We start from the raw sequence: 13122 nt of genomic DNA on the forward strand, positions 1-13122 counted from the left end.
TTATCTTTTCCTTCCACATCTTATTTTAGATATTTGTTCAGTGCAAAAAGATTTTTCTTTGCATCGTTGTAGCCAAGCCAGTATAGATTCCCAAGCTTGTTCATGTTGCTCTCAACTCTCTTTACAGTTACATGCTCAGAAGGCGCAATTACAAATATCCTGCCTTTTTTTCCAGAAGGTCAATCTCATCGCACTCTTTGTTATAATCATCATCCATGGTCATGAGGCATATCACTTTTATATCTTGCTATGTCTGTCAACGATAAATATTCATTTTCTGTAATATTCTTTTTTATCCTTATACATCTGTTCATCAGCTGCCTGGATAGCGGCGTTTAGATCATATTCCCCATGGCAATAAACGCTGCCCACAGCAAAGCTTACATCGTATGTATTATCTGCCATACCCTTTAGTTGAGATACCTGCTCTCTCATCTTTTCCTCGGTAATATCCGGACAAAGCACCACAAATTCATCGCCGCCAATACGATAAATCTGATTGTCACCAAAGACAATTTTTAGAAGAGATGCCGCCCTCATAAGCAATTTATCTCCAGCATCATGTCCCTTTTCATCATTAGCCTTTTTAAGTCCGTTCAAATCTGTAAATATAACTGCCATGGATTCAGGTGCTTTTCTATGTTCCTGAGCAAGTCCGGTAATATACTCATCCATTGCATTACGGTTGCCAACCTGTGTCAGTGTATCCACAGTGCTCTTTATCTCCAGCTTAGACATAAGCTGATGGTTTTTTATAACTGCAGCAAGCAAAAACGTTGAGAGTTCCAGCGTTTCCTTTATCTGATCTGACCTAGTCACATCATAGTTTGCAGCCCAGATAAAGCCTACCAGCGTCTGACCATATCTAATAGCATAGAGAATGATATTGTGGATACCATAATCGCATAAAGATTTATGCCATACAGGATCCCTCTCTTCTATGATATGAAAATCATCAACCAGTAAACAGTCAGAAAGTGCCAGATCATCTTCCCAGGCCTTTGCTACTTCAAATGGAGTTCGCCCCATCTGCCTGGCAATTTCTTCCATAAACTGTTCTCGTCTTCCAGTAGAATCGATAAATGAACAAATCTGGGTATCATTATCTACTGTATACAGAGCACACCTTTCAGCACCGCAAAATTCTCTGATCTGTGTCGCAACATCAGTAATAGCCTGGTAAAAATTCTGTGTTTCATGCAGTTTGATTCCTATATTCAACACAGCACTGGCGATTTCCGGAGTCTTAAGAGACATGGAATCAGTTTCCATCTGCTCTGAAAAAGTGATCACATAAAGACAGAATAATCTCTTACTTCCCGCAGGCGCTTCCGGCATCTTGTCATCATCCCATATATTTGATATAGGAATATAAAATCCCTTTAACCAAAGGCCACGGGCATTAACATATGAATACAATGGCTTGGAAGTACTGGCACATTTATAGACATAATCTTCAAAATTCAGATCCATCCAATAGTTCCGGTAAGGTATTCCGGGATAAAACTCCGGCGCTTCCGGATTCATCTGAAGCATGACCACATTTTGCTTATTAACGGCCATCAGCCTAATCTCGCTATAACTTCCATCTTCCAAAAGATCAAAAGAATAAAGGCTCGCAAAGCCATCTATACCCTCTATCCAAGACTGGTAATCCATAAAATTTCCCACCTCATATAAATCTATTATTCATAAAAATATAAATATTATTTTTTCCTATCTCAAATCATAGTATTATCTAAGCATTTTGCCAACTCAAAAAATGATAATTACACAAGAAAGAATGTCGCTCGCGACATTCTCGCGCCGAGCGCGTTTGCATTTATGCAATATATTCCTATCGCGCGAGTGCGCATCCATAGCGGAGCGTTTTTTATTGAATAGGTATTTCCTATTAAATAAAAAATAGATACTGATTGCTTGCATCAGTATCTATTTGCCTGCTCAAAGGTTACCGTAATCCTTGTGCCAATTTCCTGTCTGGAGAGAACTTCTACACTTCCCTGATGAGCATCAATGATCCATTTGGCGATGGAAAGGCCAAGGCCAGAGCCCCCTGTTGAGGAATTTCTGGCTTTGTCGGATCTGTAGAAGCGTTCAAAAATATGGCTGAGCTCTTCACCGGCCATGCCAATACCTTCATCCTGAACGATGTATGAAATCTTACCGTCAGTTCTTTTAACAAAGAGCTTGATAGTATTGCCCTTGTCAGAGTACTTGGCTGCATTCTGGACAAATATTCTTATAGACTGCTTGATCATTGCCTTATCACCATTAATATAGCAGTTTTCATTTTCTTCATAGATATACTTGTGATCCGAATCTATCATCATAGACTCTTCCCACACCTCTCTCATTACATCAGAAAGATCCAGCTTTTCCATTGATAGCTTCTGACGACCATTATCACCTCTTGCAAGGAAAAGAAGCTGGTCAATGAGCTCTTTCATGTTCTCTGATTCATTCTTGATAGCCTGGATAGCTTCCTCAAGGACAGCCGGATCATCTTTTCCCCAACGGTCAAGCATATTTGCATAGCCCTGGATAACAGCTATGGGAGTCCGAAGTTCATGAGAGGCATCGTCAACAAACCTTGCCTGCTGCATTCTTGCATCCTGCATCCTGTACAGTAAGCTGTTAAGCGCAGCTTCTATGCTGGCAAGATCTTCGTCACCTGTCGATATCTTCGCTCCGTTTTTCTCAGCAGGAACCTTTAAAATAGCCTCTTCCAGCTCTTCAAATTTGGTTGTATCAAGAGGAACCTCACTTATAGCTTCGGCCTGCAATGCCAGTTCATTCAATGGTCTTAACTTTCTTCTTATCCTTGCAGTGTGGGTAAAAGAAAACAAAAGATTAAGAAGCTGATAGCCTCCGACAGCAATAAGTATTATTCCGGTAAAATAGACGTATTCACGCATCGGAAAACTATACGCTGAACTGTCTGTAAAGAAATTGAGAACAACATTTGTATAGCTATCACCTGTTATTGAAAAACTTCTGACAGATTCATGCTCCGGAAGCGTTTGAAAGCTGTTATAGCCAAATAACCCAAATGACGCAAAGACAATGAGCAGATCTACAGTAAAAAAAGCTTTCAGTTTATTAAACCAGAAAGCTGTATTAATTCTTCTTGCTATTGATGATGTACGTTTGCTTACATTATTCATAGCTACCTTTCTTTAATAACATATCCGACACCTCTGACTGTCTGGATAAGCTTTATTCCGTATCTGTCATCTATTTTGGTGCGAAGATGTCTTACATAGACATCAACCACATTTGTTTCACCATCATAATCATAGCCCCAGATCTCGTTTATAAGACGTTCTCTGTCAAGGACTATGTTACAATTCTCCATAAGAATCCTAAGGAGCTCAAACTCGTAGTTAGTGAGCTCCACAGGATTTCCATCTGCACATACTTCATGTCTGTCAATATCTATAGTGACTTTGTCTATTGTGAGCTGTCTTGAAGCTGCCGCGGATGCGCCTTTTCTTTTCAGAGCTACTCTGATACGTGCAAGGAGCTCCTCAATAGCAAAGGGCTTGGTGATATAATCATCTGCCCCGGCATCAAGGCCTGATACCTTATCCATTACCGCATCTCTCGCAGTTACAAGGATAACAGGAGTTTCTTTTTTGGCCCTGATTCTCCTAAGTACCTCAAAGCCGTTGATGCCCGGCAGCATAACATCTAAAAGAATCAGATCATAATCGTTAGAAAGAGCCATATCGAGGCCTGTTCTACCATCCTCTGCCTTATCTACAGCATTTCCCTCATGAATAAGTTCAAGTTCGACAAAACGTGCCAGTTGTGCTTCATCCTCTACGATTAATATTTTACTCATTATTTCTGTTCTTCTTCCTTTTTGAATTCGTTTTTAATGTTCTCTGCAGTCTGAGATGCCTTGTCACAAACATCGTTTACATCTACAACCACTTTGTCTATACCTGTAAAATTGTAGCTGATTCCAAAGAAAAGACCAATTATGAGAAGTGGAACTGTGATCCAGAAGAATCCCAGAAGCAGAAGCACCAATACAAGAAGCGGAACACTTGCAATCTTCTGGCCACCCTTATTTAAGCAGAAGTCGATCTCGAGGCTCTTTTTGAATAATACTCTAAAGAAATCTGCCAGATTCTTGAATCCCTCCTTGAAGTTGTTCTTATTGCAGTCTTTTTCGTACTGCTTCTGAGCAATCTCAAACTTCTTTACATTTTCCATATCCTGACTTGCTCCGGCTGTGTAAGAGCCATCCTTCGGTGCAGCTACTTTGCCCTGACGCTCAAGTTCAATAACAGCATCCAGCATATCGTAGTTCTTTTCCTCCAGAACTTTTTTAGCTTCCTCATAGGATACGCCAGTCTTCTCTCTAAGCTTTTCAACCATTTCAAAATTTTCCATAACATTTACCTTCCTTTCAGATATTTATGAATTGCTTGTTCATTTGATATCTGAAATGATACACAGCCAAGATTAATATAAGATTTTTGAAAGATTAAAATCAGATTAAAATCAGATCAAATTTGCATGTATCATGCACTATTGATTTAATCACATCATTCCCATTATAGCGCATACATCTCTTGTGTTGGCGCAAAATCCGGCGAAACCATATATTTATATATGCTATCCTGCAGTGCTCTTGCCTCCGGATATTCCTGTAGATTATGCAGGTTCATGGAAGAACACAGTATTTTCCCATTTCCATATTTCGCTTCGAAAAGCTGCGCCATTGACCTTAAAGAAACATAAGAATCCATCTCTGCCACGATTGTTTTCATATAACCCGGCAATATGAACGCCCTTTGGGACGCCATGTGAAACCATTGCCAGTTACTGTGATACTCAGTTGGGAAGTTCCTGAAAATCGGGTGCTTGTCGTCTATAAGCTGCCCCATAGCGCCTTCCTGAAAAGGAAATGTTCCCACAGACCAAAAATCCGTTGTAAACTGTGCCTTAATAGAATCTGGAATAGCTTCCTTAGTTGAATCTGGAGAAAAATACACTTTCCCGCCACTTTTCAGGACATCCAACGCTTTTTCGTCCATTACCCGTGTTTCATATATTTCCGATGGACAAACCGGATTAGTTTCCGGATATACCCATATCGGATACGCAGCTTCGATATTCTCGACGCTTACCTTAAGATCAAATCGTGATGATTCATCAATTTGGGATAAGGGTATTTCCAAAAAGCCGAGGCTTGTCAGCTCACCTGCTTTGCAGCTATAATCATTTTTCTTTTCACCGTTAAAATACAATTGTTCCTTACCATCATTATTTTTTAGAGCAAGCTCAAAACTGAAATCCCCGGAAATATCGGTCTTTCCGTAATTTGCCACCTTTACTTCAGCTTTCAGGACATCCCCTGTGGTATATGTGTACCTATCCATCAAAACCAGGACAGTCTGTGCCTTAAAAAATGCTTTAAATCTGCGACAATCAGCAAAGGGATATGATTTGGGACGTAAGTGTGAATTGAGCATACCTACAAGCGCCGTTCCCTGTCCGGTAAAATCCTGAAGCCCAAGGAGTGATATTCCAGACATCTCAGGAGTTCTAAGAACTGCCTCAATTTCCTCTCTATATGCCAAAAGCGAAAGCTCACCTGTTGCGGAAACTCTCTTTTCATATTCGGAAAAAGAAAGCCCTGAAGTCTTTATCCTGTCTCTGACTATTAAAAGATTGTCAGGTCTTGTAACGCCTTTAAACAGCTCAAGTTCATGCATATCAGGCAAAATCTCGTATTGGCCCACCTCAAAGCTAAAAAACGGTCTGTCATACTCTGCCCTTAAGTTCTTCATTTGGGCATCGAAATTTCTGTCAGTACACGGTGCTGACGAATTGATAATTCCGTTATTTCCTGCAACCGCAAGTCTTAAAACATCGCTTCCAACATTTGATGATGTATAAAAATCACTCTCGTTGTCTGTTCCCTTTGCACCGTAAAAATTGTTTGAGCCCCAGGCATAAAGTCTTGTGGAATCGATTTTCCTTGCAATCCGCATCAGATTGTGCATTTCCTCAATCCCTGCTTCATCTGTATGTAGTTCATTTCCCAGTGTAAGCATCACAAAGGATGGATGATTTGCATAACACTTAACAATTTCCTTAATCTCATTCCTGTAAAACGTCCTGCTTTCATCGCTTGAGAATGCATCTCTTGGATTCCAGTTGGGAAGTTCCGGCTGCACTAACATACCAAGCTCATCTGCCGCACAAAATGCCGCTTCCGGCGGGCACCAGGAATGAAATCTCACGCAGTTAACGCCATAAGACGCATACGTTTCCATGATTGTAAGCCAGCTTTTTTTATCCATCGGAGGATGCCCCGTTTCAGGAAATAAGCCGCAATTTGCCTCTCCCCTTAAAAAGATTCTCCTTCCGTTTAATGTAAGCCTTCCGCTCTCGTCATAGCCAAAATATCTAAGCCCAAATCTGACTGTTTTTTCATCGAGACTATTATATTCTTTAAGATTGCCACGTTTACATTCATCGCAATCAACGTTTTTACAATCAGTTAGCAATGTCACCTTTATTGTATGAAGCTTTCCATCCTCTTCATCCCATCTGTTTTCAGAGGCTTTATCGTTTAGTTCTACATGCTCAATCTTTATTGTATTATTACCATCTTCAACATTTACCTCTGTAACAATTTCTTTATCCAGGCATTCACCTTCCAACTTCAAATAGTATCCCGCACAAGCTTTGTCCTCAGATTCAGGAAAAGAAATCTCCACATGAACATCAATCGTGCCTTCTCCGCTAAGCTCCGGATAAACACGCACATCAGATAAAATCGCTTCATTCTTTTCTTCTATATAAATATCTCCGATTATCCCATTCCAATTTGTCTGAGTTTCATCGGTAGCTGCCGAAGAAAAAGTAATATCTCTGTAAGGAAGCCCCGGATAAGTATTATCCACTGTCACCGCAAGTTCGCTTCCCTTTTTCAAAAGACCTGTAAGCTCAAATATCGTAGGCGTGCTAAGTCCCCACCTGAACACTTTCACATCTTTTCCGTCAACCATTAAGGATGCTTTTCTTGTTCGCTCCAGGAAAAGAAAATATCTCTTATCATCACTTACTTCTTTGTCAAAAGATCTGGTAAAAGTAGCTGCACCTTCATAAGTAAATTTTCTTGTAAGCCTTGTAGCAATTCTCGAATCGCATTCTGAATTTTTTTCTATTTCTTTATTTCGTTCTTCAACATCCGGATGCCATGCCTTTGCTACTTTATCTTCATCGCCAATTTCATTCTCATCAAGACTTGCAGGAAGAAATCCATCTTCCTTTACTCTTTGGTCCGAGAGAGAAATTTTCCACTTTCCACTTAAATCGTATTTCATGATCCTATCCTTTATTCTGTAGCCATTTTAAGGTATATGTATGCGTTTTGATGAGTATTTCCTTTGCGCAATTACAAAATTATACTCAATTCATATTTCAATAATATTGCAAATCAGGCGTTTGAACAATATAGAATCTTGTGCGCATCCATAGCGGAGCGTTTTTTATTGAATAGGAATTCAATAGAAAATAAGGTCTGAGCGATTCCGATCATAATATTATAGCTAATTACATGTTAAAGTATTCATCTAACGAATCTACCAGTGCGAAGTCCTCTGCCACATCATAAATAGCACCATTTTCAACATATACCGGAAGAATGATATATGAGCTTGGATCCTCTGATCCATCTTTATAAATTCCAAGAATAGCATATCCTTCGCCTTCAACTATATCTGCTTCAAACTCTGCATTGTACACATTTCCCTCAATCCATGCATTTTCAACAGATGTTGAATCTTTTACGTTTAACGCACTGACTTCAATACCCTCTGTATTGATGGTTGTCTCAATATAGGCAAAACCTTCATCCGCACCATAACGTATGTCTATATCATTCCCACTTATTTCTGTTGACTCTGTTACAGTAGTTTCGCCATTTACTGTCTCGGATGTGTAATTATAAGAAGTAGTGGTACCATCAGTTGTTGCAGAAATATTGAATTCAGTTGTTGATGTACTCTCTGAAGCGCAGGCACACAGTCCTGTTGCAAGCATTATTGATGCAGCTAAGATAGATAATCTCTTCATTTCTTTTTCTCCCTCTTGTATATAAAAATTTTTCTATGTTTTTTTGTTTACAAGAATAAGATTATCACCTGCTTTATCACAAAAATGTCACAAGATAATGATTTGAAACTCAGAATTGCCGTCCACAGTTGGGTGATTTTATTTGATAATCACAATAGGAAAGCGAAAAGACCACCGATAAGCCTTTTAGCCTATCTGGTGGTCTTGTTATTTTTATTTAAATGCTATCTGGGCGAAATTGTAGAAACCAAGGTACCAGATATTGAAATCATGAGCACCATTAAGCTCCTGCCACATGAAGTTTTCGCCGTCTACGAACTGGTTACATACTGAAGGCAGATTTTTTGCTGCTGCAGATGCGCTTGAGTATGCTGTTCCATCCTGGAGTCCACAAATGTTGTAGAAGAAGTGGATTGGATAGCTATTGCCATTAAGGATTGATGCAGTCTTAGATGCAGTATTACTTGTAGGTGCAGCTGAGAAAGCTCCGAAATAGCTGAACAGGTCAACACACTCTCCGATTCCGATATTGATTGTCTGCATACCACCCATTGAAAGACCTGCGATAGCTCTGTGATCTCTGTCTGTGTAGGTGCTGTAGTGTGAATCAATGTAAGGAATCAAATCGTTTCTGAGTTCTTTTCCAAAGTTGTAGAAGGAATCAACAGATCCACTTGCTGAAGCTTTTCCGTTAGGAGTTACAACGATGAAGGAATCGATGTCTCCATAGTATGAAAGGTTATCCATGATTGCCTTTACTGTAGATGAGTTATCGTACATCCCCCATTCGTTCTCATTTCCGCCAATTCCGTGGAGAAGGTAAAGAACATTGTAATTCTTGTCTGTTGAATAGCCTGCCGGCAAATAAACGTTGGCTTTCTTTGTGTAGGCACGTCCATTATTTTGTGTATCATGTGCTGTATAAGAAATGTTTACGATAGTTCCTCCGTCCTGTCCGCCTCTGACCTGCTTATACTGAGAAGGAATAGAATCTTTAACCACAGATGTAAGGTCCTTCACAGGTGTAGGCTCCGGAGTTGGTTCAGGCTGTGGTTCCGGTGTAGGCTCAGGTGTCTCTGAACTACCCTGACCTCCCTGACTTCCCTGGCTTCCTGATGTGCTTCCGGATGCTGACTCAAGTACATATTCAAAAGAGTCACCTGCCTGTCCAACGCCGATTGAACCAAACTCAACGCTTGATCCGTTTGCGATTGTCTTGTTCCAGTCAACAGGAGTAATGACATAGTAATTATCGCTTGTAGTAACATTTACGTTCCAGCAAGAATCAAGATTTACCTGATCTTTATTAACCTTAAGTGTCCAGCCATCTACTGTGCTTCCTGTGTTATTGGAAATCTTGTAGGTAACCTGGTAGCCTGATCCCCAATTGTTGATCGTGTAGTCAAGCTCAAGCCCTGAACCCTCTACAACGATTGGTGCCGGTTCTGGCTCTGGTTCTGGTGTAGGTGTTGGTTCCGGATCCGGTGTAGGCGTTGGCTTTGGATCCTGCTGCTGAGCATTACCATCGACCTTTTCAAACTGCCACTGCTGGTTAGGATTTCCGTTGTAAGTCCACTGTACTACATTGGTTCCATCAGATGTCTTTTTCTCGTAGCAATCAAGGAACTTTGTTGCATTTGAAGCCTTTGTTCCGATCGTATAGATTCCAGAATTTGCTGTTTTCTTTACGATAAACTGCTGAGCATTTCCGCCATAACCCTGATATGTTCCTACGTTAGCTCCATCAACGTCCTCACCATTTGCAACATCCATCATGATGTTACCAAGTGCACTTGTGAGTGTGATGTAACCATCATTTCTGTTTGTAACATACCACTTCTGTCCGTCAACGCCTGTTCCGGAGCTGATAATAACGCTATTCCAGCCGCTTGCCTTATTACCTTCAACTGTAAGATATTTCTGTGACTGAACGCCCTTAATGTAGTACCAGCCATCTTCGATATGTGCTGTAGAATCAGTATTTTCTACTGAAGGCTGTGGATCCGGTGTAGGATCCTGACTCTGTGAAGGATTTCCAAATACGTCTGTATAAGCATTTACCACATAATCATAAGCCTGCTTGTTTACACCGATGTTTGACCATGGAAGTGGCTTTTGACCTGTAAGCCATGTCTCAGCATCTGAAGGTCCCCACCAAGTAATGCAGGAGATATTTCCACCATTTTTCTTGGCTGTGTTGATGTTTTTAAAGAGCTGGTAAGCATAGTTATTAAGATCCTGATCGCCATTATTCTTGATATCAAGCTCTGTGATCTGAACCTCAAAGCCAGCCTTGATAAATGCATTAAGAGCATTTGTGTAATAATCAACTGAAGGATAGCTTGTGCTAAGATGTGACTGCATTCCGATACCTGCGCAAACCTTTTTATCCTGGTTGATGTAATTAACAAGCGCAATCTCATCGTTTACAACCATGTATGTGTTGTAGTCATTGTAAAAAAGCTTTACCTTATCTGTAAGATTGTACTGTTCAAGTACGTCATAGGCATAGTTGAAGGCTTTTTTTACATAGGTGGCCTGAGTCTTGCTGTTGCCGTAAATAGCCTCCCAACCTGAATTCTGAGCATGCATGATCTCATTTGCAACATCCCAGAAAACTACAACGCTGCCATACTGACTTGAATAAACATGCTGAAGAACCGACTTTACATAGAATTCAAGACGAGCATCCATAACGTCCTGGCTTACGAAGGCGCCGTTTGATGAATAGTTCTGTCTAAAGAGCCATGTAGGAGTCTGTGAGTGCCAAACAAGAGTGTGTCCTCTCATCTTAAGGCCATTCTGAAAGCATAGTTTCATTGCTTCATCTACAGTAGAAAAATCAATCTTTGGAACTGTATTCTCTTTGTAATTTGAAGGAATATAGTAGCCAAGACCCTTGGCTTCTGAAACGGAGATAAGTGTTGCTGATCTGCTACCAAGAAGGAAATCCGGCTTAAACTCGTTACCAAGAGTTATTATGTTTGAGTCCTTCTTAATTGCATTTACGGTGCTCTGATTTCTGAGCATATAAGTATGTACGCAGTTTCCTGAGTAGCCATACTTAGCACCGTAGGTTTCCATGAAGTTGTAATTTGCTGCCTTGGCATCAACATTGCTGCACATCCCCAATGTGCTCACAAGTAAAACCAATAGCATTAGTTTTGCCAGTAAACCCCTTACAATACTTTTTTTCATATTCTTCCCTTGTCACCTCCTAGTGATGTTTGCAGATTACAGAAAGCCGCTGTAATCCTGTTGTCTTGCATATGATATTTCGAAAGCCCCCAGCCATCTGCAATATCATACGCTGTTCCTGCTCGAGCACAGTTACCATCTGCGTTTCGGCGTTTCCAAATGGTAACTAAGTAAACCAATTATAGCAATTTGGTTTCCTTCTCACTTCTTGATAATTGCTATTTATGTGCAAATATTGCTATTTGTGTAACAATTCTTAACATTCATTTTTGTGCACTTTTATCTCACCCCATATATATGCCATTTTATGCAGCTTTAACGGTCTTTTTATTTGTTACGTTTTGTGTAATGTTTCATGCCTGGATGCAGAATCCTTACTCCCTGGATCAAGCTGCATCGCATCAAAGGGCAGGGAAACCGGCATCCCGATTTCTCTGCCCTTCTGGTAACATATCCAATTTTTATTAAAATCTATTCTTTTTATAATCTAATTTTATAATTCAATATATTTTCTCTATATCCCCACTAATTCCGTATTCATCCTTAAACTGAAACAGATCTTCGGAATTTCTTATCAACATTATTTCTTCAAACGCCCCTGTATGAATATCTTGAAATCCTGCAACCTGCTCTCCATTACAGATACTTGCCTTTATTACAGGCTTTTTACTTTCTTTGTCGTAGTTTTTCCTGACAGTTTTCTTTTTAAAGAACATCCGGCTTCTCCTTTTTCATCAGTATCGCATATATAAATGGCATGTTAAAAAAGACACTCCGATTATCGCGTCACTAATCCACTGTTATGCTTCAGTGAGCATCTTTCTTTTGCGGTCATATATGATGCAGGCTACTCCTACAATAGCAAAGCAAAATGCTGAGAGCAGATCCCAGATATCAACCACTGGTTCACCAATCATAAACCATAAGCCGGCATTTATTATAATCATGAATGGAAGTGATACTATGAACGCGATCCCAGTAGCCAGGAACTTCCTATCCATAAAATGAGCAAACAAAGTATATATTACCCATATAAATGCTATTGAGACGGCAGCCATGACACCACCTATATGAAATATTTCTTTTACCCCAATAATGGTTCTTAAGATAAAAAGATATGGAAGAATCAAGGTAGTCAGTACAATTAGCGCAGTCTTTATGCCTTTCTTGCCAAGCAGAATCATTGGAATAGTAATACTCCATCCTAAAAGACAGGAAACAAGCACAATCGGTGACCATGTAAAGCTTCCTGAATTAGCAAAATCACATATAATGCACACAAGAATTGCAATTCCAATTGATGCCGAAAAAGCAATCGCCAAAAGCTTACCAATATTAAAACTATTCTCATTCTGCTTTTTGAGTTCAATGAGGTTCTCACTGACCTTTTCTTCGTAATTATTCATATTAATCCTCTCCCCGCTTAATAGCTCGTTAACCGTCACGCCTAGAATGCTGCATAGTTCAAGCATAATAGACGAATCCGGCATGCATTTTCCAGTCTCCCATTTAGAGACCGCTCTGTCTGTAATGTTCAACTTCTCTGCAAGCTGTGCCTGTGTGAGTCCTTTCTCCTTTCTACAGCTTGCAATAAACTTCCCTGTTTCAATTTGATTCATTTAGTTTTTTCCTCCTTCAAGTTAAACATTACGTGATATTGATTCTTTTTAACACGAACTATTAGTTGATTTATCAGACTCAACCGTTGGTTGGGAGAGGTAGAGATGCTGATAAATACTGAATTTATTCTATATTATAACTCGCGACTATTTCCTAAAGCATTTCAGAACTGAATCCTTCGCGCAGAGATGATTTATCATC

The 13122-nt window shown here is 39.9% G+C and carries 10 protein-coding genes; all 10 read right to left on the reverse strand.

Features of this window, described 5'->3' with window-relative positions; translation table 11 throughout:
- Positions 1–20 precede the first annotated feature (20 nt).
- The gene (locus BM086_RS22060) at positions 21–158 is read right to left on the reverse strand and encodes a DUF6363 domain-containing protein (RefSeq protein WP_442857337.1); all 138 of its coding nucleotides are present in this window, start codon (positions 156–158) and stop codon (positions 21–23) included.
- Positions 159–270: 112 nt separating this feature from the next.
- The gene (locus tag BM086_RS11770; protein WP_092326735.1) at positions 271–1659 is read right to left on the reverse strand and encodes a sensor domain-containing diguanylate cyclase; all 1389 of its coding nucleotides are present in this window, start codon (positions 1657–1659) and stop codon (positions 271–273) included.
- A 266-nt stretch (positions 1660–1925) separates the two neighbouring features.
- Positions 1926–3167, reverse strand: coding sequence for a sensor histidine kinase (locus tag BM086_RS11775; protein ID WP_092326737.1), 1242 nt, complete (start codon positions 3165–3167; stop codon positions 1926–1928).
- Positions 3168–3169: 2 nt separating this feature from the next.
- Positions 3170–3847: a response regulator transcription factor gene (locus tag BM086_RS11780; RefSeq protein WP_092326740.1), complete on the reverse strand. Its 678-nt coding sequence runs from the start codon at positions 3845–3847 to the stop codon at positions 3170–3172.
- Positions 3847–4404 (reverse strand): hypothetical protein, encoded by a 558-nt coding sequence (locus tag BM086_RS11785; protein ID WP_092326743.1) that lies wholly within the window; start codon positions 4402–4404, stop codon positions 3847–3849. The genes BM086_RS11780 and BM086_RS11785 overlap by 1 nt, the downstream gene beginning before the upstream one ends.
- 164 nt (positions 4405–4568) lie before the next feature.
- Entirely contained in the window at positions 4569–7352 is a 2784-nt protein-coding gene (locus BM086_RS11790; protein WP_092326745.1) for a glycoside hydrolase family 2 TIM barrel-domain containing protein, read from the reverse strand.
- 229 nt (positions 7353–7581) lie between these two features.
- Positions 7582–8103, reverse strand: coding sequence for a hypothetical protein (locus tag BM086_RS11795; RefSeq protein ID WP_092326748.1), 522 nt, complete (start codon positions 8101–8103; stop codon positions 7582–7584).
- Between the two features lie 213 nt (positions 8104–8316).
- Positions 8317–11301, reverse strand: coding sequence for an endo-1,4-beta-xylanase (locus BM086_RS11800; RefSeq protein WP_092326751.1), 2985 nt, complete (start codon positions 11299–11301; stop codon positions 8317–8319).
- Positions 11302–11801: 500 nt separating this feature from the next.
- Entirely contained in the window at positions 11802–12017 is a 216-nt protein-coding gene (locus BM086_RS11810; RefSeq protein ID WP_092326756.1) for an aspartate dehydrogenase, read from the reverse strand.
- 84 nt (positions 12018–12101) lie between these two features.
- A complete protein-coding gene (locus tag BM086_RS11815) occupies positions 12102–12920 on the reverse strand; it encodes a helix-turn-helix domain-containing protein (RefSeq protein ID WP_092326759.1) in 819 nt (272 codons plus the stop codon).
- Positions 12921–13122 lie beyond the last annotated feature (202 nt).

Source organism: Butyrivibrio sp. YAB3001 (assembly GCF_900112195.1).
Lineage (GTDB): Bacteria > Bacillota > Clostridia > Lachnospirales > Lachnospiraceae > Butyrivibrio.

Excerpts from the sequence above, each read along its gene's own strand:
- BM086_RS11815 (WP_092326759.1), bottom strand. The coding sequence starts at position 12,920 with ATGAATCAAATTGAAACAGGGAAGTTTATTGCAAGCTGTAGAAAGGAG.
- BM086_RS11785 (WP_092326743.1), bottom strand. The coding sequence starts at position 4,404 with ATGGAAAATTTTGAAATGGTTGAAAAGCTTAGAGAGAAGACTGGCGTA.
- BM086_RS11775 (WP_092326737.1), bottom strand. The coding sequence starts at position 3,167 with ATGAATAATGTAAGCAAACGTACATCATCAATAGCAAGAAGAATTAAT.
- BM086_RS11780 (WP_092326740.1), bottom strand. The coding sequence starts at position 3,847 with ATGAGTAAAATATTAATCGTAGAGGATGAAGCACAACTGGCACGTTTT.
- BM086_RS11795 (WP_092326748.1), bottom strand. The coding sequence starts at position 8,103 with ATGAAGAGATTATCTATCTTAGCTGCATCAATAATGCTTGCAACAGGA.
- BM086_RS11770 (WP_092326735.1), bottom strand. The coding sequence starts at position 1,659 with ATGGATTACCAGTCTTGGATAGAGGGTATAGATGGCTTTGCGAGCCTT.
- BM086_RS11800 (WP_092326751.1), bottom strand. The coding sequence starts at position 11,301 with ATGAAAAAAAGTATTGTAAGGGGTTTACTGGCAAAACTAATGCTATTG.
- BM086_RS11790 (WP_092326745.1), bottom strand. The coding sequence starts at position 7,352 with ATGAAATACGATTTAAGTGGAAAGTGGAAAATTTCTCTCTCGGACCAA.
- BM086_RS11810 (WP_092326756.1), bottom strand. The coding sequence starts at position 12,017 with ATGTTCTTTAAAAAGAAAACTGTCAGGAAAAACTACGACAAAGAAAGT.